Origin of the sequence: Vibrio sp. 10N.222.52.B7 (assembly GCF_041474275.1) — a bacterium.
In the GTDB taxonomy this organism is placed as follows: domain Bacteria; phylum Pseudomonadota; class Gammaproteobacteria; order Enterobacterales; family Vibrionaceae; genus Vibrio; species Vibrio crassostreae_C.
The window spans coordinates 120,707-146,458 of the sequence record NZ_JBFRTU010000002.1; the positions used below are offsets into that span (position 1 = coordinate 120,707).

Below are 25,752 nucleotides of genomic sequence, written 5' to 3' on the forward strand. Positions count from 1 at the left end.
AAGACTTTGGGCGCTAATTGACTGAAATTTAAACAAATTACAAAAACAAATTGTAAATGCTCAAATATTAGTCTTTTCACGCAGCGAAAAAATGCGTAAAATGCGCGCCCTTGCTGGTACAGAACTGTGATGACATTTTTGAAAATCGGAAATTATCAACTTAAGAACAATCTAATCGTCGCTCCTATGGCTGGCGTAACGGATAGACCATTCCGTGAGTTGTGTCTTCGCTACGGGGCGGGGATGGCAGTCAGTGAAATGATGTCCTCCAATCCGAAAGTTTGGAAAACGTCAAAGTCTCAGCAGCGTATGGTACATGAAGGCGAATCGGGCATTCGTTCAGTACAAATCGCTGGTGCAGATCCACAGCTTATGGCCGAGGCTGCTCAATTTAATGTCGATAACGGTGCGCAAATCATCGATATCAACATGGGTTGTCCAGCCAAAAAAGTGAATAAGAAGCTTGCGGGCTCAGCCTTACTGCAGCATCCAGAACTCATTGAAGACATTCTGAAAGCGGTGGTAAATGCTGTCGACGTTCCAGTAACGTTGAAAACGCGCACAGGCTGGGATACAGACAATAGAAACTGTGTCCAAATCGCGAAAATAGCCGAAGACTGCGGCATACAAGCTCTTGCGCTCCATGGAAGAACTCGCGCTTGTATGTACAAAGGTGAGGCAGAATACAAACACATTAAAGCAGCGAAACAAGCAGTATCTATTCCGGTTATCGCTAACGGTGATATCGATAGTCCGGAAAAAGCGAAGTTTGTGCTGGAGTACACCGGCGCTGATGCTTTAATGATAGGTCGACCTGCCCAAGGACGTCCTTGGATTTTTAACGAAATCCTACACTATTTGGAAAACGGCACCACGATGGACCCACTCCCGATTTCGGAAGTGAAAGACATCATGCTTGGTCATGTGCACGCTCTACATGAATTTTATGGAGAGTTTTTAGGCCCTCGCATCGCTCGTAAGCATGTGGGTTGGTATCTAAAAGAACATGAACAAGCGAGTGAGTTTCGCCGTACCTTCAACGCATTCGAAGCAGGTGATCTGCAGCTTGAAGCGCTAGAAGGTTTTTTTGATAACGTTGCACCATAATTACGAGAAGAGCTAGACCGAATATGTTCGAACAAAATCTGACTTCAGAAGCATTGACAGTAACTACAGTTACATCACAAGACCAAATCACGCAGAAGCCACTACGTGACTCAGTTAAAGCATCATTGAAAAATTACCTTGCTCAATTAAACGGTCAAGAAGTCAGCGAGTTATACGAATTAGTATTAGCTGAAGTTGAACAGCCACTACTAGACACTATCATGCAGTACACTCGCGGTAACCAAACTCGCGCAGCAACCATGATGGGTATTAACCGCGGTACTCTTCGCAAGAAACTTAAAAAATACGGCATGAACTAATCGTTCTTTCGTAATTTATTGAATTGAAAGCCAAGCTCATTGTTGAGTTTGGCTTTTTTTTGGCTTGTCGATCCGTGATAGTCGCTGATTACTCTCCAGTGCGACAGCAGCGACCTTTGTCGACGTTTGCTGAGTCCAAGGCTGCTAGAATCGAACAATGGCTTGCATCATCGTCTACGTGACCACAACACGCATCATTAATCTTTTTAAGTGCGGTGCGAATCTTAGTTAACTCGGTAATCTTCTCATCAATCATCTCTAGCTTTGCTGAGGTAATAGACTTCACTTCAGCGCAACTGTGCTGTGTGGCCTCGAGGCGAATCTCAAGCAATTCTTTAATCTCGTCCAAACTCAGCCCCAACGCTTTAGATTTGAGAATAAACGTCACCTGTTTCTGGTTATTTTCATCATATAGGCGATAACCCGAGTCACTGCGACTGGCTGGCGCGATCAGGTTATTCTTCTCATAAAATCGCAAGGTATCGGCTGTCACACCGCATCGCTTCGCTAATTCACCGATCTGAAACATGTTTTTTCCTACTGTTTCGTCCATTCCACAATTAACCTTATCGTTACTTTTCAGGCTGAAATGGCACTTTTCATAATTAATTTTGAGATGCCAAACGATTGCGCGAGCTTTTTTGTAATAAATTAGTTAGAATCTGCGCCATCAAATTTGGAGTTGGTTATCTTATAGCTTAATCATAAGACTAACCCAAAAGGTCTTTACCAAAACTGGCCAATATTTTATCTCTTACTGGTATCTAAGATAATCCACGCTAAGAAGATAGAAACAAGTTCTTTTTTGGCAAATATCTTTATTTTAACCCCATGAATTTGAGGAAGATGGAAGCATGAATAACGCTCGTCCAATTCGCCGCGCTCTAATCAGCGTATCAGACAAAACTGGTATCGTTGAATTTGCACAAGCTCTTGCTAACCGTGGTGTAGATATCCTATCTACCGGTGGCACTGCTCGCCTGCTTGCTGAAAAAGGCATCTCTGTTACAGAAGTATCTGACTACACTGGTTTCCCAGAAATGATGGATGGCCGTGTTAAGACTCTGCACCCAAAAGTTCATGGTGGTGTTCTAGGCCGTCGTGGCCAAGATGATGACGTGATGGAAACTCACGGTATCAACCCTATCGATATGGTTGTTGTAAACCTATACCCATTCGCAGAAACCGTTGCTAAAGAAGGTTGTACCCTTGCTGATGCTGTTGAGAACATCGACATCGGCGGCCCTACAATGGTTCGCTCTGCAGCGAAAAACCACAAAGACGTAACGATCGTTGTTAACGCACACGACTACGAGCGCGTTGTCGCTGAAATGGACACGAACGATAAATCTCTAACACTAGAGACTCGCTTCGACCTCGCTATCGCAGCATTCGAGCACACCGCTTCTTACGACGGCATGATCGCAAACTACTTCGGCACTATGGTTCCATCTTACGGTGAGAACAAAGAAGGTGACGAACCTTCTCCTGAAAACAAGAGCAAATTCCCTCGCACGTTCAACCAACAGTTCGAGAAAAAGCAAGACATGCGCTACGGTGAGAACAGCCACCAGGCAGCCGCATTCTACGTTGAAGCAAACCCTGAAGAAGCATCAGTTTCTACAGCTCGCCAGATTCAAGGTAAAGCCCTTTCTTACAACAACATCGCTGACACCGACGCAGCACTTGAGTGTGTGAAAGAGTTCGACCAGCCAGCATGTGTGATCGTTAAGCACGCTAACCCATGTGGTGTTGCACTAGGTGAAGACATCCTAGAAGCTTACGACCGTGCATTCAAAACAGACCCAACTTCTGCATTTGGCGGCATCATCGCTTTCAACCGTGAGCTAGACGCTGCAACAGCAACGGCTATCACTGAGCGTCAATTCGTTGAAGTTATCATTGCACCATCAGTTTCTGCTGAAGCAGTAGCAATCGTAGCGGCTAAGAAAAACCTTCGCCTACTTGAGTGTGGTGAGTGGACAACGAAGACAACTGGCTTTGACGTTAAACGCGTTAACGGTGGTTTGCTAGTTCAAGACCGCGACCAAGGCATGGTGTCTGAAGATGACCTTAAAGTGGTTTCTAAGCGCCAACCTACAGCTGAAGAATTGAAAGATGCTCTATTCTGCTGGAAAGTAGCGAAATACGTTAAATCTAACGCTATCGTTTACTCGAAAGGCGACATGACAATTGGTGTTGGCGCTGGCCAAATGAGCCGCGTTTACTCTGCGAAAATCGCAGGCATCAAAGCTGCAGACGAAGGTCTACAGGTTGAAGGCTGTGTGATGGCATCAGATGCATTCTTCCCATTCCGTGACGGTATCGACGCGGCTGCAGAGGCTGGCATCAAGTGTGTTATCCAACCGGGCGGCTCTATGCGTGATGACGAAGTTATCGCAGCAGCAGACGAACACGGCATGGCGATGATCTTTACGGGCATGCGTCACTTCCGCCACTAGAAAGAAAAGATACGAGAGCGCTTCGCTACGGGAAACGAGAACGCTGCGCTCCGAGATGAGCAACACTATCATTTAGTGTTGCTCAGACATTTTTTAGTTCTACTACTATCAATTTTGATTGAAGGTTTAAAACATGAATGTATTGATTATTGGTGCTGGCGGTCGTGAGCATGCACTAGGTTGGAAAGCAGCACAAAACCCAAACGTTGAAACAGTATTCATCGCACCAGGTAACGCAGGTACTGCACTTGAGCCAAAACTAGAGAACGTAAACATCGGCGTTGAAGACATCGCTGGTTTAGTCGCGTTTGCTCAAGATAAAAAAATCGAACTGACTATCGTGGGCCCTGAAGCACCATTGGTTATCGGTGTGGTTGATGCATTCCGCGAAGTAGGTTTGCCAATCTTCGGCCCTACTCAAGCTGCAGCACAGCTTGAAGGCTCTAAAGCATTCACTAAAGACTTCCTAGCTCGTCATGATATCCCAACAGGTTACTACTCAAACTTCACTGAGATTGAGCCAGCTATCGCTTACGTTCGCGAGCAAGGCGCTCCTATCGTAGTGAAAGCTGACGGTCTTGCGGCAGGTAAAGGCGTTATCGTTGCGATGACCCTTGAAGAAGCAGAAGACGCAATCAAAGACATGCTAGCGGGCAACGCCTTTGGCGAAGCAGGCAGCCGCGTTGTTATCGAAGAGTTCCTCGAAGGCGAAGAAGCAAGCTTCATCGTAATGGTTGACGGCTCTAGCGTGCTTCCTATGGCCACCAGCCAAGATCACAAACGTGTTGGCGACAAAGACACTGGGCCAAACACGGGCGGCATGGGTGCTTACTCTCCTGCGCCGGTTGTAACTCCAGAAATCCACAACCGTATCCTTGAGGAAGTTATCTACCCAACGGTACGTGGTATGGACGCAGAAGGCGCACCTTACACAGGTTTCCTTTACGCTGGCCTAATGATCGATGCTGACGGCACACCTAAAGTTATCGAATACAACTGCCGCTTTGGCGACCCTGAAACGCAACCTATCATGATGCGTATGGAGTCAGACCTTGTTGAACTTTGCCTAATGGCTATCGACGAGAAGCTCGACGAAGCAGAATCGAAGTGGGATCCACGCGCTTCTATCGGTGTTGTTCTTGCGGCTGGCGGTTACCCTGCTGACTACGCAAAAGGTGACGTTATTTCACTACCAACAAGCGAAGTTGAAGGCCAAAAGGTTTTCCACGCGGGTACGACAAATAATGAAGCTGGCGACGTTGTGACAAACGGCGGTCGTGTACTTTGTGCAACAGCACTGGGCAATACGGTTTCTGAGGCTCAAGAGCGCGCTTACGCGTTGACGAAGCAAGTTAGCTGGAATGGTATGTTCCACCGCAATGATATTGGTTACCGTGCGATTGCGCGCGAACAAGAGCAGTAAACAATCTTGTTGCTCGCTTACTTTCCAATAACAGTAAGCAAATGACAGCAAGTGAATAACAGAAAAAGGCGCCTCAATAGGCGCCTTTTATTATCTCATTTACACAAGAATCTGTATTTGTACAGACAAATAGGCACTTGGCCTACAGTAGGCCAAATACTCTCAATCCTTTGATTACTCGCTATTCTTTCAACAATGATGGCCTAACGACACAATCATGGCTGTATTCAGCCAGCATCAGTAACTCTTCCACGCTCATCTTACCCAGTGAATCACTGCCAAGAAACGCCGCATAGCTTTCCACAGATGCCAATCGGTCGATCACGAAGCTTGGTAAAGTCTGGTTAAATTCAATGCGATCAAATTCACCACCAGCGCACGTCTTAAAAGAGCTGCCATCCCAGTAACCCTGAACCAATCTTAGCCCTTCGTCATTCTGCTTCATCGTAGTCTCTAGAACCGATTTAGCTTCTTTCTGGTAGTTTTCAAGCTGCTTAGCTTGGATAGGTAAGATTTTGCTGTCGATACGATACTGTTGATACACAGCTTCGCCCGACTTATTGAAACGCACATGGACACGATAAGGAACCAGCTTATTAGAAGAGTTACGCTGCTCGCCTTCACGAATGAATTCACGAAGCACACTTTCTGACCAAGCATAGTCAGTTTGGTACCAGCCGTAATCGCCTACAGTGACGTAGTCAGCTGAAGTATGAGGTTGTGTTAGCTTGTTTGTAACCCAGTAAAAACTTGTCGCGTCGCCCATGACTTGGCCGCCGGTGTGAGTTTCAAATTGCTCTAGGTTTTTGCGAGGGCTTGTTGAAGAACAGCCAATAAGAAATGTAGATAATAGTGAAACGAGAAGAAATGCTTTTTTCATAAAAACCTGTACCGAGGTGGAATACGACTACCTCGGTACAGTTTAGATTATTTCACTGAATCTTTCAGCGCTTTACCTGCAACAAATGCTGGAACATTTGCAGCAGCGATTTGGATCTCATCACCAGTTTTTGGGTTACGACCAGTGCGAGCTGCACGGTGGTTTACTTTAAAAGTACCAAAACCAATTAGCTGAACTTGATCGCCATCTTTAAGAGCATCTGTAACACCGCCAAGAGTCGCTTCTAGAGCAGCTTTAGCTTGTGCTTTAGAAAGGTCCGCTTTTTCAGCAATAAAGTCGATTAATTGAGTCTTGTTCATTTTAGGTTTCCCTTCTTTGTATTTTTGAATTCAATTCACTCTAAAACATAAATGCCCCATCTGGCAAAGGTTTGTCGTCGATCTTTAGCTCTAATGCCGTAGTTTTAGCCATAATATGAGTAATAACTCACAATTTGTTACTGATTTTATTAAGCAAGCCCTTGTTTAAAAGGGGCTGAGAGCAAAATTAATGATGACCTAGCCACTACTTTTTCACTATAATCCACGCTGAATCGCTGCTAAAGCGTACAATTTAATTTAAGGGCAAACATGCTGCTGCTAACTATTTACGTCTCCATTGCTATTGGAGTTTCTTTCATTTGTTCTGTTTTGGAAGCTGTACTTTTGAGTATTAGTCCGAGCTACATTGCTCAACTAAAACAAAATGGGCACCCTGCAGCAGAGTCTTTAGACAAACTGAAAACAGATATTGACCGCCCGCTTGCGTCAATTTTAACGCTCAACACCATCGCGCATACTATCGGTGCTGCGACAGCAGGTGCACAAGCGGCTGTCGTTTTTGGTAGCCAATGGTTAGGTGTCTTCTCTGCCGTGCTAACGCTAGGTATTTTGGTACTGTCTGAGATTGTTCCAAAAACCATTGGTGCAACCTACTGGCGTCAACTTGCTCCTACTTCAGCAAGTGTGCTGCGTTGGATGGTGTTCTTCCTAACACCGTTTGTATGGTTCTCAGAACAGATCACCAAACGTCTTGCTCGTGGCCACCAAGCACCCAAAATGCGTGATGAACTATCTGCAATGGCGATTTTGGCAAAAGAGAGCGGTGAATTTGCAGAAGGCGAATCAAAAATCCTGAGCAACCTACTGGGTATTCAAGATGTACCCGTGACTCAAATAATGACGCCGCGCCCAGTGGTATTCCGTGTTGATGCGGAAATGAGTGTCAATACCTTCCTAGAACAACATAAAGACACGCCATTCTCACGCCCGCTGGTTTACAGCGAGCAGAGTGACAACATCATCGGTTTTGTTCACCGCTTAGAGCTGTTTAGATTGCAGCAAGCCGGTTGTGGTGAGAAAGCTCTGGGTGAGGTAATGCGCCCTATCCACGTGTTGCTGAACAACATGGGCTTGGCTAAAGCCTTTGACCAGATGATGGCAAACCGCCTGCAACTGTCTTTAGTTGTGGACGAATACGGCACTATTCAGGGCATCATCACCCTAGAAGACATCTTTGAGCACCTAGTGGGCGAAGAGATTGTCGATGAAGCGGATAAGACGACTGATATGCAAGAACTGGCGTTCCAACGCTGGGAGAAGTGGAAAGAGACACACGGTGTTATCGAAAACCGCGATGACGAGGACGAGCTAGAGGAAGAAACTCCAGCAGACAACGACTCTTCAGATGCAAAATCAACGAATGACGACGACGCATCAAAAGACAAAGTGCAGAACGAAGACAAAAAAGACGCTTAATCTCAATTTGATACCGTCAGATACCACAAAGGCTCCCTAGGGAGCCTTTGTTTTTATTCGTACCTAGGTGCAATTGCGAATTATAGCGCAACACCAATGTTACTGACTGGGTCTTCACGCAGTTCGTGGCGTAGGTCTTTGATCAGCTCTAAGTCACGCTCAGTCGTTTCACGTAGAGGTCGGAAAATGGCCCACTGAACGTCCCACTCTTCACACACCGCTTCGTTTTCTTTCTGGTTTTCGTTCGTCACTTCTTCAGCGCCTTGAGCAAACTCAAGCTCAGCAACCGTCTTCACCGATTGTTGACTCACTTTAATTACCGCTTCCAACATATGTTCACGGTCAAGCAGACCATGAATTAGCGTTGCTAGGCCTTGGCATGCGTCCATTGCTGGGTAAACACCATAAAAATCAAAATCATCACCGCTAGGGAATAGCTCTTCAACCTTCTCAAGTTGACGCTCAAAGTTCACCTTTGCTGTTTTAACCGTCAGGATTTCCCAAATGCTATCCAAAACATCACGATAGATTCGAGCTTCCGCAAATTCTGTATTCTCACAAAACATGGCATAGTTAGGGTACATACGCTCACATAGACACGCCATAAAGGTAATTTGTTGCCAAGGTTCTAACTTTTCAAGACGAACCTGCAGTGGATTCTGAAGCATAGTCACTCAATAATTGCAGAAAAAGACAGCGAAAGTGTACTTGATAAACCCTGGGGGGAAAAGGTAAGCCGATGAACAATTTTACGAATAAGCTCTATATTCTTACTGAGCATGACGATACCTATACGCAACTGATTCTAAACCAGGATTTACCCGACCTAGAAATCACTCAAAACCCCAAATCAGCACAGATTGTCTTGGCGTCACCACCTCTAATCGCAGAGCGCCTCGGCGAGTTTAAAGAGCTAGACTGGGTACAGAGTACCTATGCCGGAATCAATAAACTCACTCAGCCAGATCTGCGTCAGGACTATACGCTAACCAACGTCAAAGGCATCTTTGGTCCGGCTATCGCAGAATACGTATTGGGTTACACAATCAGTCACTGTAGACACTTCCCTCATTACCACCAGCATCAACAACAACGAAACTGGCAGCCACAGCTTTATACTAGCCTAACTGACAAAACTATGGTGATTTTAGGAACAGGTTCAATCGGCAGTCATTTGGCAAAAACCGCGGCGGCTTTTGGTATTCATACCATAGGTGTCAACCGTACCGGCATCCCATCCAAACAAGAAACCTTTAAAGAGACTTTCCACATCAATGAGATAGAGGCTGCCCTTAAGCAGGCCGATATTGTGGTCAACACCTTGCCATCAACCGCTGAAACCTATCAGCTGTTGAACCAAACCACGTTAGGTTACTGCTCTAATGTGTTGCTGTTTAATGTCGGTCGAGGGGAAAGCATCGACAATAAAGCCTTGTTGCTCGCCATAAAAAACAGATGGGTAGAACACGCATTTTTAGATGTGTTTGAAAGTGAACCCCTCTCTCAGGAACACCCTTTCTGGAAACTACCGCAAGTCACCATCACTCCACACATCGCTGCACTCAGTGAGCCAAGACAAGTAGTCGAGATCTTCGCAGAGAATTACAAACAGTGGCGAGATGGCTTTACACTTAATCATGTCATCGATTTTGAAAAAGGTTACTGATGTCCTCTTCGTTACTTAAAGAGATTCGACAATGCCGAGCTTGTGAGCCTCACCTATCACACGGTGCTAACCCGGTGATTCAAGCGCATCCAAACGCGCGCTTGCTGATCATAGGCCAAGCGCCGGGTATCAAGGTGCATGAGTCGTCGATCCCTTGGAATGACGCGAGTGGCGAACGATTAAGAGGATGGTTAGGGATAGATAGCGATACTTTTTACGACGAGCAAAAAGTCGCGATTGTGCCTATGGGGTTTTGTTATCCGGGGAAAGGGAAAAGTGGTGATCTTCCACCACGCAAAGAGTGCGCGGAGCTTTGGCATAACAAAGTGCTGCAATCTCTACCCAATATTCAAATGACACTGCTGATTGGCCAGTACGCACAAAACCATTACCTAACAAACAAGACCACCAGCACATTGACCGAAACCGTGCGAGATTGGCAAAGGTGGGCGCCTGAGTTTTTGCCATTACCCCACCCTTCGCCACGCAATAATATCTGGCTCAAGAAGAACCCTTGGTTTGAAAGTGAAGTCATTCCTTATATCAGGAAACACATCTCTGAGCATTTGGCCTACCATGATCCAAATACCTAATTAACTGCACACAACAAGATTAAACCGCCATCAAATGCCAATTTCAGGCAATAAAAAAGCGCTGTTGGTTTCCCAACAGCGCTTTCAATAATCTTACTCAGAATTACTTGTGGTAAGGCTTAGACAATTCGTGAACAGCGTCAACGAATACACCAGCGTTCTCTGGCGGTACATCTAAGTGGATACCGTGGCCTAGGTTAAATACATGACCTGTACCACCGTCGCCGAAGCCTTCAAGGATGCTGCCCACTTCTTCGCGAATACGTTCAGGCTGAGCGTAAAGCATTGAAGGATCCATGTTACCTTGCAGAGCAACTTTGTCGCCGATGCGAGCTTTTGCATCTGCGATGTTGATTGTCCAGTCTAGACCAACCGCATCACAACCTGTTGCTGCGATAGACTCAAGCCACATGCCACCGTTCTTAGTGAACAGAGTAACCGGTACTCGACGACCTTCGTTTTCACGGATTAGGCCATCAACGATTTTGTGCATGTATTGCAGTGAGAATAGGTTGTAGTCACGAGGAGTCAGTACACCACCCCATGTATCAAATACCATTACCGATTGAGCACCCGCTTTAATTTGCGCGTTCAAGTATTCGATAACACTGTCAGCCAGCTTGTCTAGAAGCAGGTGCAGCGTTTGTGGTTCTGCGTACATCATCTTCTTGATCTTAGTGAATGCTTTAGAGCTTCCACCTTCAACCATGTATGTCGCTAGAGTCCATGGGCTACCAGAGAAACCAATCAGTGGCACTTCGCCTTTCAGGTCTTTACGGATCTGACGAACGGCATTCATTACGTATTGAAGCTCGCCTTCTGGATCAGGTAGGCCAATCTTCTCTACGTCAGCTTTACACGTGATAGGACGCTCAAACTTAGGACCTTCACCTGTTTCAAAGTACAAACCTAAGCCCATTGCATCAGGGATAGTTAGGATGTCTGAGAACAAGATTGCCGCATCAAGCGGGAAACGACGTAAAGGTTGAAGTGTTACTTCTGATGCCAGTTCCGCGTTTTTGCACAAAGACATGAAATCGCCCGCTTCAGCGCGCGTTGCTTTGTATTCAGGAAGATAGCGGCCAGCTTGGCGCATCATCCATACCGGTGTGTAATCAACAGGCTGTTTTAAAAGTGCGCGTAAATAGCGATCGTTTTTTAATTCGGTCATTCCGTTAAATTCCAATTCAATCTTGTCTAGTTTTGATGGCAAGTATTCTAACACTGATTGAAGGGTAAAAGCTGTGTGCTTTGCAACCTAGATCAAGTTATTAACTTTTAAATCAATGCTTAATTTGCACCCAATTACGGGAGCATGTTAAAAATTTGTTCTCTAGCGAAAATTACAATTATAACATCTGAGTAGTCACTACTCAGCATCTCATAACGACATCTTACTTACCCCCTCCACTTGTGGAGGGTTTTTTTTTAGCTTTTGACCACCCATAGGCCAAATACTATCACAGGCAAATTAGTGCTCTAGCATCTGCTCCGTCACACCATCTTTTATCACGTCATCAACGGTTTTCTCAATCAACTGTCTCGCAATAGTTCCAACAGGAGCAACATCAGGTAGGCTTGTTACGTCAAACCATTGAGCATCCGATAGCTCGCTGTAGTCAGGCTTAAGCGTACCACCAGCATAATCTGCGAGAAAGCCCATCATCATACTCGATGGAAACGCCCATGGCTGGCTGCCAAAATAACGAATATTATCGACATCGATACCCGTTTCTTCTTTGACTTCTCTTGCCACACACTGCTCTAAGGTTTCTCCGACCTCTAGGAAGCCCGCTATCACGGTATACATGCCTGTTTTATGTCTTGGGTGCTGTGCAAGCAATATCTTGTTGTCGTTTCGTACAGCGACAATGATGCACGGGAAGATACGGGGGTAGTGAAGCGTGCGGCAATCTCCACACTGCATCGCCACCTGGTTATGATTGAGATGATTTCGACCACCACACTGAGGGCAAAAACGCATACTTTGAGTCATATGCCCATATTGGATGGCTTTGCTTGCAGTCAAGAAACTCTCTTCGGGCCAGTGTAGTAACTCTCTTAGGCTGACCATGCTCAGCTCATTCTCCACATCACAATCGTTGAGCCAATACACCTTGCGACCTTGATGCTGACCAATACAGATTGCATGCTCCACACTCAGCCCTAGCTCTTCAGCAGAGCCAAACGGAAACTGATCATTATTAACCCAAATATCACTACCAGAAACGACGCACCAATAAGCTTGCTCTGTCATTTTGTTATCACTTTTTTTTAACATCCCTATGCCTCATTGCTTGCAGTTCGTTCATTTTACTGGCAATCTAATTTCATACTAGAGTTGTAGCAGAGAATATTTCAAGCTATTACTTTTAGTAGCTACCAATAAAACGGACCCTGCTTAGGCAATTACTTGATCACAAGGTTGTGATCAGATCATGAGGACATGGTCATGCTAAATAAATTCAAACAAATACAAGAACAATGGGGTGGCTCTAATGAGGTCATCGATCATTGGCTCGAAACTCGACAGTCTCTAATCGTTGAGTATTGTAAGCTAGGTGCCCTGCAGCCAGCTAGCAACGGGCAATCAAACGTTGTTGAACTCCCTTCACCTAAAGAAATAAGCTCATTCTGTGATCATGTTGTCGATTATATCTCAGAGGGTCATTTTAAGATCTACGATATGGTCATGAAAAAATGGCAAGCAACAGGCTTTAAAACCAATGACGAGATTGATACAACTTACGCGAAGATCGTACTTACAACCGAGCCGCTTCTAGAATTCAATGATAAGTACGTTAAAGTAAATGCAGACGATGAGTTGCCTAACTTCGAAGGAGATATGTCCAAAGTAGGTGAACTACTCGAACTACGTTTTGAAGTAGAAGATAATCTTATCCAGCTTATTGCAGACAGTTTAGCGATTCCACCAGGCGCTTAGTTAGCCGAATCCTTAATAAGCTTGCCTCTGTGCAAGCTTTTTGTTTTGTCTGTAAGGTTATCCAAACTACCCAGAACCTTTCAGACAGAGCTTACTCGCTCGCCCTGACCTTTAGCCATAAGCATATGGTTACAGCCCTAATCAGCCTAGTCATCTCTACCCTTTATCTTACTGGCCTCAAAGAGCACTCTTCAGGACATAAATCCAACCTCACCAGCTAGATAAGCACACCTATCACTTTATAAGTCATAGCTAAATACCAATACGCCAGATACAAAAAAGGCACCCGAAGGTGCCTTTTTCTTATCTCTTAGAGACTACTCGTAGAGCTTACTCTTCTGAAGAGAAACCAGCGTTTAGAAGTGCTGCTAGATTGTCAGTAGCTTGTTCAGCTGAAGGACCTTCTTGCTCTTCTTCACGTTGTTTTTGACGCTCTTGGTGGTATGCGAAACCAGTACCAGCTGGGATCAGACGACCAACAATTACGTTCTCTTTCAGACCGCGAAGGTCATCACGCTTACCAGAAACCGCAGCTTCTGTTAGTACGCGAGTCGTTTCTTGGAACGATGCAGCTGAGATGAATGACTCAGTTGCAAGAGATGCTTTAGTAATACCTAGTAGATCACGTTCGAAACGTACTAGTTCTTTACCTTCAGCTTCTAGCTTACGGTTAGCAATCTTAACATTGTGGTACTCAACTTGTTCGCCAGGTAGGAACGGAGAGTCACCAGAATGAGTGATTGTACACTTACGTAGCATTTGACGAACGATAGTCTCGATGTGCTTATCGTTAATCTTTACGCCTTGTAAGCGGTAAACTTCTTGAACTTCGTTCGCGATGTACTGAGTTACTGCGTGGATACCACGTAGACGCAGGATATCGTGTGGAGTTTCAGGACCGTCGGCGATTACATCACCACGTTCAATCTTCTCACCTTCGAACACGTTCAATTGACGATGCTTAGGAATCATCTCTTCGTAAGCGTCACCGCCTTCACGAGTGATTACTAGACGACGCTTACCTTTCGTTTCTTTACCGAAAGACACAGTACCTGTGTGCTCAGCAAGGATCGCAGGCTCTTTAGGCTTACGAGCTTCGAATAGGTCAGCTACGCGTGGTAGACCACCGGTGATATCTTTGTTTCCGCTCGATTTTTGAGGGATACGAGATAGTGTGTCACCGATGCCAACTTCAGCGCCATCTTCGATGTTTACAATCGCTTTGCCAGGTAGGAAGTAGTGAGCTGGCATATCAGTACCAGGGATCATTACGTCGTTACCTTGCTCATCAACAAGTTTGATAGCTGGACGCATATCTTTACCTGCTGCTGGGCGAGCTGCTGCGTCTGTAACTTCACTTGAAGAAAGACCCGTTAGATCGTCAGTTTGACGAGAAACTGTAATACCATCGATCATATCTACGAATTGGATACGACCTGCCACTTCAGTGATGATTGGCATGGTATGCGCTTCCCAGTTAGCTACAACTTCACCAGCAGTAACTGCTGCGTTGTCGCCTTTGGTTAGCATCGAACCGTAAGGAAGTTTGTGCTTCTCTTTAGTACGGCCGAATTCATCAATAATCGTCATCTCAGATGCACGAGAAGTGATAACCAGTTTCTTATCTTTGTTAACTACGAACTTAGCATTGTGAAGTTTCACAGTACCAGTTGTCTTAGCTTGGATGCTGTTCTCTGCTGCTGCAGTAGATGCCGCACCACCGATGTGGAACGTACGCATCGTTAGCTGTGTACCCGGTTCACCGATAGATTGTGCAGCGATAACACCAACTGCTTCACCTTGGTTCACTAGGTGACCACGTGCTAGGTCACGACCGTAACACTGTGCACAACAACCGAAGTCTGCATCACAGGTAACAACAGAGCGCACTTTCATGCTATCTACTGAGTTGTCTTCCATGATTTGACACCACTTCTCATCAATCAGAGTATTACGTGGAATCAGTACATCTTCAGTACCAGGCTTAAGAACGTCTTCAGCTACTACACGACCTAGAGCAAGCTCAGAAAGTGCAACTTTAACGTCACCACCTTCGATGTGAGGCATCATGTCGATACCTTCATGCGTGCCACAGTCATGTTCGTGTACTACAACGTCTTGAGCAACGTCTACTAGACGACGAGTTAGGTAACCCGAGTTTGCTGTTTTCAGTGCTGTATCCGCAAGACCCTTACGAGCACCGTGCGTTGAGATAAAGTACTGAAGGACGTTTAGACCTTCTTTAAAGTTCGCTGTGATCGGCGTTTCGATGATTGAACCATCTGGACGCGCCATCAGACCACGCATACCTGCTAGCTGACGAATCTGAGCTGCAGAACCACGTGCGCCCGAGTCGGCCATCATGTAGATGCTGTTGAACGATTCTTGCTGTTCTTCTTCGCCGTCACGGTTGATAACTGTTTCAGAAGATAGGTTATCCATCATTGCTTTCGCAACGCGGTCATTCGTAGATGCCCAGATATCGATAACTTTGTTGTAACGCTCACCCGCAGTAACAAGACCAGATTGGAATTGCTCTTGGATTTCGCGAACTTCTTCTTCAGCAGATTCAATTTCATCGTATTTCGCTTGAGGTACAACCATATCGTCGATACCTACAGAAACACCAGAAAGTGCAGCGTATGCAAAACCTGCGTACATGATTTGGTCAGCAAATACTACTGTATCTTTTAGACCAAGCTTACGGTAACACTCGTTAAGAAGAGTAGAGATCTGCTTCTTACCTAACTTTTGGTTAACGATGCTGTACGGTAGGCCAGCTGGAACGATTTGCCATAGCATTGCACGGCCGACAGTTGTATCAACCATCTTCGTTTCAGTAGTGCTGTTACCATCTTCGTCTACTACAGTTTCGGTGATACGTACTTTAACGCGAGCGTGTAGCTCAGCAGTCTTAGTACGGTATGCCTTTTCAGCCTCAGCAGGGCCAGCAAGGTACATACCTTCGCCTTTCACGTTGATCTTGTCACGTGTCATGTAGTAAAGACCCAATACAACGTCCTGAGAAGGTACGATGATCGGATCACCTGACGCTGGCGACAGAATGTTATTCGTCGACATCATCAGTGTACGTGCTTCAAGCTGCGCTTCTAGAGTTAGAGGCACGTGTACCGCCATTTGGTCACCATCGAAGTCGGCGTTGTATGCCGCACACACTAGTGGGTGAAGCTGAATCGCTTTACCTTCGATTAGTACTGGTTCAAACGCTTGGATACCTAGACGGTGAAGTGTAGGTGCACGGTTAAGCAGTACTGGGTGTTCGCGGATTACTTCGTCCAGGATATCCCAAACGATAGCTTCTTCGCGCTCTACCATCTTCTTAGCAGCTTTGATTGTCGTAGCCATGCCACGAGTTTCTAGCTTGCTGTAGATGAACGGCTTAAATAGCTCAAGTGCCATCTTCTTAGGAAGACCACACTGATGTAGACGAAGGTATGGACCTACTGTGATTACAGAACGGCCAGAGTAGTCTACACGTTTACCTAGAAGGTTCTGACGGAAACGACCTTGTTTACCCTTGATCATATCAGCAAGAGATTTCAGAGGACGCTTGTTAGAACCAGTGATAGCACGACCACGACGACCGTTATCTAGAAGTGCATCAACAGACTCTTGCAGCATACGCTTTTCGTTACGTACGATGATGTCCGGAGCAGCTAGCTCTAGAAGGCGCTTCAAACGGTTGTTACGGTTGATCACACGACGGTAAAGGTCGTTCAGATCTGAAGTCGCAAAACGACCGCCATCTAGTGGTACTAGAGGACGTAGATCTGGCGGCAGAACCGGAAGTACAGTCAGAATCATCCATTGCGGATCGTTACCCGATGCAATGAACGCTTCAACTAGCTTCAGGCGCTTAGTAACTTTTTTACGCTTAGTTTCTGAGTTAGTCGTTTCTAACTCTTCGCGCATTTCTTCCACTTCTTGATGAAGGTCCATTGTTGCAAGCAGATCTTTGATCGCTTCAGCACCCATCTTAGCAGTAAATTCGTCACCCCACTCTTCTAGACGATCCAGATACTCTTCTTCAGTAAGCATCTGAGATTTTTCTAGATCAGTCATACCTGGTTCAGTTACTACGTACATCTCGAAGTAAAGAACACGTTCGATATCACGTAGAGGGATATCCATTAGTAGACCGATACGAGACGGCAGTGATTTTAGGAACCAGATGTGAGCAACTGGTGAAGCTAGCTCGATGTGGCCCATGCGGTCACGACGAACTTTAGTTTGTGTAACTTCAACGCCACACTTCTCACAGATAACACCACGGTGCTTCAGGCGCTTGTATTTGCCACAAAGACATTCGTAGTCTTTAACTGGACCAAAAATACGTGCACAGAACAGACCATCACGTTCAGGTTTGAACGTACGATAGTTAATTGTTTCCGGCTTTTTAACTTCACCAAAAGACCATGAACGGATCATGTCTGGTGAAGATAGACCGATTTTGATTGCATCAAATTCTTCGGTCTTATGCTGTGCTTTTAGAAAGTTTAATAAGTCTTTCACATTCAGCTCCTGTAAGGAGTTAAAGGAGCTCACTGCTGTAGCAAGCTCCCTTTTACCAAATAATCCTATCTTCTTTTAAAAAGAAGGAGGGATTACTCTTCGTCTTCTAGCTCGATGTTGATACCTAGCGAGCGAATCTCTTTCAACAGTACGTTGAACGACTCAGGCATACCAGGTTCCATGCTATGGTTACCGTCTACGATGTTCTTATACATCTTAGTACGGCCGTTAACGTCATCTGACTTAACTGTTAGCATTTCTTGTAGAGTATATGCAGCACCGTATGCTTCTAGTGCCCATACTTCCATCTCACCGAAACGCTGACCACCGAACTGAGCTTTACCACCAAGTGGTTGCTGAGTTACTAGGCTGTAAGAACCAGTTGAACGAGCATGCATCTTGTCATCAACCAAGTGGTTCAGTTTCAGCATGTACATGTAACCAACAGTTACAGGACGCTCAAACGAATCACCAGTACGACCATCAAACAGTTTAAGCTGACCAGATTCTGGCAGATCACCCAGTTTAAGTAGTTCTTTGATTAGAGACTCAGAAGCACCGTCGAACACAGGAGTAGCAATCGGTAGACCGCCACGTAGGTTCTTGATCAGTGTACGAACTTGATCATCAGACAGTTCAGCAATATCAACTTTCTGACGAGTATCACCAAGATCGTAAACCTTCTGTAGGAACTCACGGAACTTATGCAGTTCTTGTTGTTCCTTAACCATTTGGTTGATCTTGTCACCGATACCTTTCGCAGCCAAACCTAAGTGAACTTCTAGGATCTGACCGATGTTCATACGCGATGGTACACCCAGCGGGTTAAGTACGATGTCTACAGGCTGACCTTTCTCATCGTATGGCATGTCTTCAACAGGGTTAATCTTAGAGATTACACCTTTGTTACCGTGACGACCGGCCATCTTATCACCAGGCTGGATACGACGTTTAACCGCTAGGTAAACTTTAACAATCTTAAGAACGCCAGGCGCTAGATCATCACCTTGAGTGATTTTACGACGCTTAGTTTCAAACTTCTTATCGAAGTCTGCTTTTAGCTCATCCCACTGCTCAGCAAGTTGCTCAAGCTGTGTTTGTAGCGCATCGTCTTCTAGAACTTGCTCTAGCCATTGCTTACGACCGATAGTATCAAGCTTAGCTTCAGAGTAACCACCAGACAGAAGTACAGCTTTAACACGGTTAAGAAGGCCACCCTCAAGAATTTGGAACTCTTCAGTTAGGTCTTTCTTAGCTTCTTTAAGCTGCATCTGTTCGATTTCAAGTGCACGCTTGTCTTTCTCTACGCCATCGCGAGTGAAGACTTGTACATCGATGATAGTACCCGAAACAGAGTTTGGTACACGTAGAGAAGTATCTTTAACATCAGATGCTTTCTCACCGAAGATAGCACGTAGTAGCTTCTCTTCAGGAGTCAGTTGAGTTTCACCTTTAGGGGTTACTTTACCAACTAGGATGTCGCCACCCTTAACTTCAGCACCAATGTAAACGATACCTGACTCGTCTAGTTTAGACAGAGCAGACTCACCTACGTTTGGAATATCAGCTGTGATCTCTTCAGAACCCAGCTTAGTATCACGAGCCACACAAGATAGTTCTTGAATGTGGATTGTCGTGAAACGGTCTTCTTGAACTACGCGCTCAGATACTAAGATCGAGTCTTCGAAGTTGTAACCGTTCCAAGGCATGAATGCGATACGCATGTTTTGGCCAAGAGCTAGTTCACCAAGGTCTGTTGAAGGGCCATCAGCAAGAACATCGCCGCGTGCAACTGGTTCACCAGGAAGTACAGTTGGACGTTGGTTAATACATGTGTTTTGGTTCGAACGCGTGTACTTAGTTAGGTTGTAGATATCGATACCAGCTTCGCCAGGTACCAATTCATCTTCGTTAACCTTAACTACGATACGAGAAGCGTCTACAGACTGAACTTGACCACCACGTTTAGCAACCGCTGTAACACCAGAGTCAACTGCGATGTTACGTTCGATACCAGTACCTACTAGAGGCTTATCAGCCTTAAGTGTTGGTACAGCTTGACGTTGCATGTTGGCACCCATCAATGCACGGTTCGCATCATCGTGTTCTAGGAACGGGATAAGCGAAGCAGCGATAGATACTACTTGGTTTGTCGCAACATCCATGTAGTCAACGTGATCGCGAGGGTGAAGACCAGATTCACCTTTTTGACGAGCTGTGATTAGCTCATCTGCAAACGTACCTTCTTCAGTAAGAATGGTGTTTGCTTGCGCGATTACGAATTGACCTTCCTGGATTGCAGACAGGTAATCAACTTCTTCTGTTACTACACCATCTACTACACGACGGTACGGAGTTTCTAGGAAACCGTAATCGTTACAACGTGCAAACGCAGATAGCGAGTTAATTAGACCGATGTTTGGACCTTCAGGCGTTTCGATCGGACATAGACGACCGTAGTGAGTTACGTGAACGTCACGTACTTCGAAGCCTGCGCGCTCACGAGTAAGACCACCAGGACCTAAAGCAGAGATACGACGTTTGTGCGTAACTTCTGACAATGGGTTGTTTTGGTCCATGAACTGTGAAAGCTGTGAAGAGCCAAAGAATTCTTTAACTGCAGCAGAGATCGGCTTAGCGTTGATAAGATCTTGAGGCATGATTGCATCAAGGTCACCAAGGCTTAGGCGCTCTTTAACGGCACGTTCTACACGAACTAGACCAACACGGAATTGGTTTTCTGCCATTTCACCTACAGAACGGATACGACGGTTGCCAAGGTGGTCGATATCGTCCACTTCACCAATACCGTTACGGATACCAATCAGTTTCTTCATCACTTCGATGATGTCTGATTCATCCAGAGTACCGCGCTCTTCTTCTTCTTCACGCTCGATAGAGCTGTTGAACTTCATACGGCCTACAGTTGATAGGTCGTAACGTTCTTCAGAGAAGAATAGGCTTTCGAATAGAGACTCTGCAGCTTCTTTCGTTGGTGGCTCGCCAGGACGCATCATGCGGTAGATTTCTACCAATGCAGAGATGCGATCTACTGTGCTATCTGCACGTAGAGTGTCTGACATGAATGGACCGTGATCTAGGTCATTCGTGAACAGAGTTTGTAGAGCCTTGTGGCCTGCTTGAGACAGGTTAGCAAGAGCTTCTAGGCTAATCTCTTGGTTCGCGCCAACGATGATCTCGCCAGTTGCTTCGTTGATGTAATCTTTAGATGCAACTTTACCAACGATGTACTCTACTGGTACTTCGATGTGCTCAACGCCATCTTTTTCAAGTTGACGGATATGGCGAGCAGTAACACGACGACCAGTCTCAACGTAAGTTTTACCGTTTGCTTCGATGTCGAATGACGCAGTTTCACCACGTAGACGATCAGGAACCAACTCCATAAGAAGAGTTTGGTCTTTAACTTCGAAGTTCACCTTGTCGAAGAACAGATCTAGGATCTCTTCAGTCGATTTACCAAGTGCACGAAGAATAATCGATGCTGGTAGCTTACGACGACGGTCGATACGTACGAATAAGTTATCCTTAGGATCGAACTCAAAGTCTAACCATGAGCCACGGTAAGGAATTACACGTGCGTTATAAAGAACTTTACCTGATGAGTGGGTCTTACCCTTATCACTGTCGAAGAACACGCCTGGGCTTCGGTGCAGCTGGGATACGATAACCCTCTCGGTACCATTAATTACGAAAGTACCATTGTCTGTCATAAGCGGAATTTCGCCCATGTAGACTTCTTGTTCTTTAATGTCTTTTACAGTACCTGCTGGTGCATCTCGATCAAAGATAACTAGACGTAGTTTTACGCGTAGTGGCTTTGAGTAAGTAACACCGCGGATTTGACATTCTTTAACGTCAAAAACTGGCTCACCAAGACGGTAGCTAACGTATTGCAGCTCAGAATTGCCGTTGTAGCTCTGAATTGGAAATACAGAACGGAAAGCAGCTTCAAGACCGTATTGACCTTCTGGATCCTGTTCGATGAATTTGTCGAAAGAATCAAGCTGGATCGATAACAGGTATGGAATGTCCAAAACTTGTGGACGAGTACCAAAATCCTTACGGATGCGCTTTTTCTCGGTATAAGAGTAAACCATGGGGTTCCTCAGCTCGCTGATAAGTGACCCAAACCACCCAAAACACTCTTCAGAGGGGGTGGTGACAAACAGCTGTTTAGTGGTAGTGAACAATCATTTCGAAAAAATGACTGTTTTTTTGCTCGGATTATGACGGTTAAACAGCGGAAATTTCGTCATAGCCCTACAGCGCAAAAAGGCCGGTGGTTAATAAACCACCAGCCATTAGCCTTGCGGCTATGAAATTAAGTAATAATTACTTGATTTCAACAGAAGCGCCAGCTTCTTCTAGCTGTGCTTTAAGAGCTTCAGCTTCAGCTTTGTCAACGCCTTCTTTAAGCGCTGCAGGAGCTGAGTCTACAAGACCTTTAGCTTCTTTAAGACCTAGGCCAGTTGCGCCACGTACAGCTTTGATAACTTGTACTTTGTTAGCGCCAGCAGCAGTTAGGATAACGTCGAATTCAGTTTGCTCAGCAGCAGCGTCGCCGCCAGCTGCGCCACCAGCTACAACTGCAGCTGCAGCTGAAACGCCGAATTTCTCTTCCATAGCTTCGATAAGCTCAACAACTTGCATTACAGACATTTCTGCAACTGCGTCTAGGATTTGCTCGTTAGTAATAGACATAACAATTCTCTTTTAAGTCAACAATAAGTTTAATTTGCAACCAGTGAAAAGCAAGGCTTAAGCCGCTGCTTCTTCTTTTTGGTCACGTAGTGCAGCGATAGTACGAACCAGCTTGCCAGCAGAAGCTTCTTTCATGCACATCATTAGGCGTGCGATAGCTTCGTCGTAAGTTGGTAGTGTCGCTAGTACTTCAGCATCAGTAACTGCGCCTTCAAATGCAGCAGCTTTGATCTCGAAATCTTTGTTCTCTTTAGCGAAGTCTTTGAAAAGACGCGCTGCAGCACCTGGGTGCTCGTTAGAGAACGCGATCAGAGTTGGACCAGTGAAAGTGTCTACTAGACACTCGTAGTCTGTACCCTGAACCGCACGGCGTGCTAGTGTGTTACGAACAACTTTCATGTAAACACCCGCTTCGCGAGCTTGTTTACGTAGAGAAGTCATTGCGCCAACTTCAACGCCACGAGAATCAGCTACAACTGCAGAAAGTGCACCACTGGCAGCTTCGTTGACTTCAGCAACAATTGCTTTTTTGTCTTGAAGATTTAAAGCCATTTGGATTAACCTCTGGTTGTGATTACAGCACTCAATACAAAATGTAATGAGCGTTTACGATGTTATTTAAAAATGAATAAATTCATTTCAAACCACAACATCGCCTACGTAGGTTTTATTAAGCTATCAATAATCTAATGAAAATCGACAGCGCCTACGGTCTTGGGATAGATGATTTCAAATTGCTTTAAAACCACCCAACCACAAATATTAGGCGCAGAAGTATACACTAAATCTGCGCCTAAGCAAATTAGTTTGCTTGAGTGTCAAGACTAGCTTGATCAACAGCAACACCAGCACCCATCGTAGTAGAGATGCTTACTTTCTTCAGGTAAGAACCCTTAGCTGAAGAAGGCTTAGCTTTCTTAAGAGCAACTAGAAGAGCTTCTAGGTTCTCTTGAAGCTGGCTAGCTTCGAAAGATGCTTTACCGATAGTAGTGTGGATGATGCCGTTCTTGTCGTTACGGTAACGAACCTGACCAGCTTTAGCGTTCTTAACCGCTTCAGCAACGTTAGGAGTTACAGTACCAACTTTAGGGTTTGGCATAAGGCCGCGTGGACCTAGGATTGTACCTAGTTGACCAACAACACGCATTGCATCTGGAGAAGCAACAACTACGTCGAAGTTCATTTCGCCTTTTTTCACTTGCTCAGCAAGATCTTCCATACCAACGATATCTGCTCCAGCAGCTTTAGCAGCTTCTGCGTTTGCACCTTGAGTGAAAACAGCAACGCGGATGTCACGGCCAGTACCGTGAGGTAGCACTGTTGCGCCACGAACGTTTTGGTCAGATTTACGAGCATCGATGCCTAGGTTAACAGCAACATCTACAGACTCAACGAATTTAGCAGTCGCTAGTTCTTTAAGAAGAGCAACAGCTTCGTTGATTTCGTATTCTTTAGTTGAGTCAACTTTGTCGCGGATTACGCGCATACGCTTAGTAAGTTTAGCCATGATCTTATCCCTCTACCACTAGGCCCATTGAACGAGCAGTACCAGCAATAGAACGTTTCATTGCTTCGATGTCAGCACCAGTCATATCAGCAGCTTTAGTTTCTGCGATTTCCTGAACTTGAGCGTCAGTTACAGTACCAACTTTCTCAGTGTTTGGACGACCTGAACCAGACTTAACGCCAGCAGCTTTCTTAAGAAGAACAGCAGCAGGTGGAGTCTTAGTTACGAACGTGAAAGAACGGTCGTTGTAAACAGTAATAACTACTGGAGTAGGTAGACCTTTCTCAACAGATTCTGTTTTTGCGTTGAACGCTTTACAGAATTCCATGATGTTCACGCCGTGTTGACCTAGAGCAGGACCAACCGGTGGACTTGGGTTTGCCATACCAGCTGCAACTTGCAGTTTGATATAAGCTTCAACTTTCTTAGCCATGATATTTCCTAATATTTTGGGTACATGCGCTAGCCGCAAGGCGAGCTCCCCATAAATTCAATTAACTCTTTTTCACTTCCACAGAAGCAAAAAGGCGCGAAATTATAATCATAATTCGCGCCTTTAACAACCCTAAAAAGGTGATTTTTTATACTCTTTTATTTTGAACAACTTATGAAGTATTTATCCACAGCTTGTTCAAAACTTAGAGTTTTAGTCCAGTTTTTCAACCTGACCAAATTCAAGCTCAACCGGTGTTGCACGACCAAAGATCGATACAGATACCTTAATGCGGCTTTTCTCGTAATCTACTTCTTCAACAGTACCGTTGAAGTCAGCAAATGGACCATCGTTCACACGAACCACTTCACCCGCTTCGAACATTGTCTTAGGACGTGGAGACTCGCTCGCTTTCTCTAGACGGTTCAAGATAGCATCAGCTTCTTTATCAGTGATTGGTGCAGGACGATCAGAGGTACCACCAATGAAGCCCATAACACGCGGAATGCTGCGTACTAAGTGCCATGATTCATCATTCATGATCATTTGAACTAATACGTAGCCAGGGAAGAATTTACGTTCACTTTTACGGCGTTGGCCTGCACGCATTTCCACTACTTCTTCAGTAGGTACTAGCACATCGCCAAATAGTTCTTCCATGTTGTGCATTTTAATATGCTCGCGTAGCGACTGTGCAACACGACCTTCAAAGCCAGAAAAGGCTTGAACTACATACCAACGTTTTTTTGGAGCTTCACTCATGAATCAGAACCCTCTACACCCCAGTTGCTAGAGAAACTAGACGGACCATAATGCCGTCAATTCCCCAAAGCACTAGAGACATAACAATACATACAGCTAAAACGATCAATGTAGTTTGCATAGTTTCTTGGCGAGTAGGCCAAACAACTTTACGAATCTCCATACGAGATTCTTTTGCAAAATCGATCGCAGCTTTACCTTTAGTTGTTGTTGCTGCAACGCCTAGTGCGGCAGCAATCAGCACAACTACACCTGCAGCGCGAATTACAACAGACAATTCACCATACAGGTAATTACCCACAACAGCAGCAGCCAACAGAACAAAAGCGACAATCCACTTCATTGTATCTGCTGCACCTGAGCTATCAGGAGTTTCAGCGTTTGCTTTCATAAAACCAACCTGTGATAAGTCTTAAATATAGACGACAATAACCCCGCTGTTGCAGGGCACATTCCTTTGCGTTGCAAAACAACACATCTAACAGTCATTTTAGTCAAAAAGACCGTTTAATTCTTTGCTAAGAGCAAAAATCGATGTCAAAACATCCAACTCTTTTTTTAGCGCAGAAAAAGGGCATCAAATGATGCCCTTTTTACTAGTGGTTCGTCAAATCTTATGCAAAGATTTTAGCTACAACAC

At 45.2% G+C, this 25,752-nt stretch carries 22 protein-coding genes; 8 read left to right on the forward strand and 14 right to left on the reverse strand.

What is annotated here, in order from left to right; translation table 11 throughout:
* The first annotated feature begins 138 nt into the window (after positions 1-138).
* Positions 139-1,107, forward strand: coding sequence for a tRNA dihydrouridine synthase DusB (dusB, locus tag AB4512_RS01410; protein WP_032546269.1), 969 nt, complete (start codon positions 139-141; stop codon positions 1,105-1,107).
* A gap of 23 nt (positions 1,108-1,130) precedes the next feature.
* Positions 1,131-1,427, forward strand: a complete 297-nt coding sequence (gene fis, locus AB4512_RS01415; protein ID WP_004729744.1) for a DNA-binding transcriptional regulator Fis — start codon at positions 1,131-1,133, stop codon at positions 1,425-1,427.
* Between the two features lie 88 nt (positions 1,428-1,515).
* Here the strand turns inward: fis and zntR are convergent, their stop codons facing one another.
* Positions 1,516-1,956, reverse strand: coding sequence for a Zn(2+)-responsive transcriptional regulator (gene zntR / locus AB4512_RS01420; protein ID WP_017062704.1), 441 nt, complete (start codon positions 1,954-1,956; stop codon positions 1,516-1,518).
* 325 nt (positions 1,957-2,281) lie between these two features.
* Here zntR and purH point away from each other — a divergent pair, with 325 nt between their 5' ends.
* Positions 2,282-3,889, forward strand: coding sequence for a bifunctional phosphoribosylaminoimidazolecarboxamide formyltransferase/IMP cyclohydrolase (gene purH / locus AB4512_RS01425; RefSeq protein ID WP_017062703.1), 1,608 nt, complete (start codon positions 2,282-2,284; stop codon positions 3,887-3,889).
* A gap of 133 nt (positions 3,890-4,022) precedes the next feature.
* Complete coding sequence (gene purD / locus AB4512_RS01430) at positions 4,023-5,312, forward strand: phosphoribosylamine--glycine ligase (RefSeq protein ID WP_017062702.1); 1,290 nt, start codon at positions 4,023-4,025, stop codon at positions 5,310-5,312.
* A 181-nt stretch (positions 5,313-5,493) separates the two neighbouring features.
* On the opposite strand, the gene AB4512_RS01435 is transcribed toward purD, so the two are convergent.
* Together AB4512_RS01435 and hupA are read right to left on the reverse strand one after the other, a co-directional pair.
* Positions 5,494-6,192 (reverse strand): DUF1481 domain-containing protein, encoded by a 699-nt coding sequence (locus tag AB4512_RS01435; protein WP_372174197.1) that lies wholly within the window; start codon positions 6,190-6,192, stop codon positions 5,494-5,496.
* A 47-nt stretch (positions 6,193-6,239) separates the two neighbouring features.
* Entirely contained in the window at positions 6,240-6,512 is a 273-nt protein-coding gene (gene hupA / locus AB4512_RS01440; RefSeq protein ID WP_004729753.1) for a nucleoid-associated protein HU-alpha, read from the reverse strand.
* A gap of 270 nt (positions 6,513-6,782) precedes the next feature.
* Here hupA and AB4512_RS01445 point away from each other — a divergent pair, with 270 nt between their 5' ends.
* Positions 6,783-7,949 (forward strand): CNNM domain-containing protein, encoded by a 1,167-nt coding sequence (locus AB4512_RS01445; RefSeq protein WP_372174199.1) that lies wholly within the window; start codon positions 6,783-6,785, stop codon positions 7,947-7,949.
* An 80-nt stretch (positions 7,950-8,029) separates the two neighbouring features.
* On the opposite strand, the gene AB4512_RS01450 is transcribed toward AB4512_RS01445, so the two are convergent.
* Positions 8,030-8,617 (reverse strand): YjaG family protein, encoded by a 588-nt coding sequence (locus AB4512_RS01450; protein WP_017062699.1) that lies wholly within the window; start codon positions 8,615-8,617, stop codon positions 8,030-8,032.
* A 71-nt stretch (positions 8,618-8,688) separates the two neighbouring features.
* On the opposite strand from AB4512_RS01450, the gene AB4512_RS01455 reads away from it, so the two are divergent.
* Together AB4512_RS01455 and AB4512_RS01460 are read left to right on the forward strand one after the other, a co-directional pair.
* Complete coding sequence (locus tag AB4512_RS01455) at positions 8,689-9,615, forward strand: D-2-hydroxyacid dehydrogenase (RefSeq protein ID WP_017062698.1); 927 nt, start codon at positions 8,689-8,691, stop codon at positions 9,613-9,615.
* Entirely contained in the window at positions 9,615-10,208 is a 594-nt protein-coding gene (locus tag AB4512_RS01460; protein WP_017065640.1) for a uracil-DNA glycosylase family protein, read from the forward strand. The genes AB4512_RS01455 and AB4512_RS01460 overlap by 1 nt, the downstream gene beginning before the upstream one ends.
* Positions 10,209-10,311: 103 nt before the next feature.
* Here AB4512_RS01460 and hemE read toward each other — a convergent pair whose 3' ends face one another.
* Positions 10,312-11,379 (reverse strand): uroporphyrinogen decarboxylase, encoded by a 1,068-nt coding sequence (gene hemE / locus AB4512_RS01465; RefSeq protein ID WP_017060530.1) that lies wholly within the window; start codon positions 11,377-11,379, stop codon positions 10,312-10,314.
* A gap of 300 nt (positions 11,380-11,679) precedes the next feature.
* A complete protein-coding gene (gene nudC / locus AB4512_RS01470) occupies positions 11,680-12,489 on the reverse strand; it encodes an NAD(+) diphosphatase (protein WP_372174201.1) in 810 nt (269 codons plus the stop codon).
* A gap of 165 nt (positions 12,490-12,654) precedes the next feature.
* On the opposite strand from nudC, the gene AB4512_RS01475 reads away from it, so the two are divergent.
* A complete protein-coding gene (locus AB4512_RS01475) occupies positions 12,655-13,152 on the forward strand; it encodes an Rsd/AlgQ family anti-sigma factor (RefSeq protein WP_032546263.1) in 498 nt (165 codons plus the stop codon).
* Between the two features lie 330 nt (positions 13,153-13,482).
* Here the strand turns inward: AB4512_RS01475 and rpoC are convergent, their stop codons facing one another.
* From rpoC to secE, 8 genes are all read right to left on the reverse strand, one after another.
* Entirely contained in the window at positions 13,483-17,685 is a 4,203-nt protein-coding gene (gene rpoC / locus AB4512_RS01480; protein ID WP_017060527.1) for a DNA-directed RNA polymerase subunit beta', read from the reverse strand.
* Between the two features lie 92 nt (positions 17,686-17,777).
* A complete protein-coding gene (gene rpoB / locus AB4512_RS01485) occupies positions 17,778-21,806 on the reverse strand; it encodes a DNA-directed RNA polymerase subunit beta (protein WP_017060526.1) in 4,029 nt (1,342 codons plus the stop codon).
* 235 nt (positions 21,807-22,041) lie between these two features.
* Complete coding sequence (gene rplL / locus AB4512_RS01490; RefSeq protein WP_017060525.1) at positions 22,042-22,410, reverse strand: 50S ribosomal protein L7/L12; 369 nt, start codon at positions 22,408-22,410, stop codon at positions 22,042-22,044.
* A gap of 57 nt (positions 22,411-22,467) precedes the next feature.
* Positions 22,468-22,962: a 50S ribosomal protein L10 gene (gene rplJ, locus AB4512_RS01495; protein ID WP_017060524.1), complete on the reverse strand. Its 495-nt coding sequence runs from the start codon at positions 22,960-22,962 to the stop codon at positions 22,468-22,470.
* Positions 22,963-23,212: 250 nt separating this feature from the next.
* Entirely contained in the window at positions 23,213-23,917 is a 705-nt protein-coding gene (gene rplA, locus AB4512_RS01500; RefSeq protein WP_372174202.1) for a 50S ribosomal protein L1, read from the reverse strand.
* A 4-nt stretch (positions 23,918-23,921) separates the two neighbouring features.
* Entirely contained in the window at positions 23,922-24,350 is a 429-nt protein-coding gene (rplK, locus tag AB4512_RS01505; protein WP_010435555.1) for a 50S ribosomal protein L11, read from the reverse strand.
* A 213-nt stretch (positions 24,351-24,563) separates the two neighbouring features.
* The gene (gene nusG / locus AB4512_RS01510; protein ID WP_010435556.1) at positions 24,564-25,112 is read right to left on the reverse strand and encodes a transcription termination/antitermination protein NusG; all 549 of its coding nucleotides are present in this window, start codon (positions 25,110-25,112) and stop codon (positions 24,564-24,566) included.
* 13 nt (positions 25,113-25,125) lie between these two features.
* Entirely contained in the window at positions 25,126-25,503 is a 378-nt protein-coding gene (gene secE, locus AB4512_RS01515) for a preprotein translocase subunit SecE (protein ID WP_010435558.1), read from the reverse strand.
* Between the last annotated feature and the right edge of the window lie 249 nt (positions 25,504-25,752).

Coding starts and splice junctions, on each gene's coding strand:
- fis (WP_004729744.1), top strand. CDS start 1,131: ATGTTCGAACAAAATCTGACTTCAGAAGCATTGACAGTAACTACAGTT.
- AB4512_RS01475 (WP_032546263.1), top strand. CDS start 12,655: ATGGTCATGCTAAATAAATTCAAACAAATACAAGAACAATGGGGTGGC.
- rplL (WP_017060525.1), bottom strand. CDS start 22,410: ATGTCTATTACTAACGAGCAAATCCTAGACGCAGTTGCAGAAATGTCT.
- rplK (WP_010435555.1), bottom strand. CDS start 24,350: ATGGCTAAGAAAGTTGAAGCTTATATCAAACTGCAAGTTGCAGCTGGT.
- hemE (WP_017060530.1), bottom strand. CDS start 11,379: ATGACCGAATTAAAAAACGATCGCTATTTACGCGCACTTTTAAAACAG.
- AB4512_RS01435 (WP_372174197.1), bottom strand. CDS start 6,192: ATGAAAAAAGCATTTCTTCTCGTTTCACTATTATCTACATTTCTTATT.
- AB4512_RS01460 (WP_017065640.1), top strand. CDS start 9,615: ATGTCCTCTTCGTTACTTAAAGAGATTCGACAATGCCGAGCTTGTGAG.
- purH (WP_017062703.1), top strand. CDS start 2,282: ATGAATAACGCTCGTCCAATTCGCCGCGCTCTAATCAGCGTATCAGAC.
- hupA (WP_004729753.1), bottom strand. CDS start 6,512: ATGAACAAGACTCAATTAATCGACTTTATTGCTGAAAAAGCGGACCTT.
- zntR (WP_017062704.1), bottom strand. CDS start 1,956: ATGTTTCAGATCGGTGAATTAGCGAAGCGATGCGGTGTGACAGCCGAT.
- purD (WP_017062702.1), top strand. CDS start 4,023: ATGAATGTATTGATTATTGGTGCTGGCGGTCGTGAGCATGCACTAGGT.
- AB4512_RS01450 (WP_017062699.1), bottom strand. CDS start 8,617: ATGCTTCAGAATCCACTGCAGGTTCGTCTTGAAAAGTTAGAACCTTGG.
- AB4512_RS01455 (WP_017062698.1), top strand. CDS start 8,689: ATGAACAATTTTACGAATAAGCTCTATATTCTTACTGAGCATGACGAT.
- AB4512_RS01445 (WP_372174199.1), top strand. CDS start 6,783: ATGCTGCTGCTAACTATTTACGTCTCCATTGCTATTGGAGTTTCTTTC.
- nudC (WP_372174201.1), bottom strand. CDS start 12,489: ATGTTAAAAAAAAGTGATAACAAAATGACAGAGCAAGCTTATTGGTGC.
- rpoB (WP_017060526.1), bottom strand. CDS start 21,806: ATGGTTTACTCTTATACCGAGAAAAAGCGCATCCGTAAGGATTTTGGT.
- nusG (WP_010435556.1), bottom strand. CDS start 25,112: ATGAGTGAAGCTCCAAAAAAACGTTGGTATGTAGTTCAAGCCTTTTCT.
- rplA (WP_372174202.1), bottom strand. CDS start 23,917: ATGGCTAAACTTACTAAGCGTATGCGCGTAATCCGCGACAAAGTTGAC.
- secE (WP_010435558.1), bottom strand. CDS start 25,503: ATGAAAGCAAACGCTGAAACTCCTGATAGCTCAGGTGCAGCAGATACA.
- rplJ (WP_017060524.1), bottom strand. CDS start 22,962: ATGGCTTTAAATCTTCAAGACAAAAAAGCAATTGTTGCTGAAGTCAAC.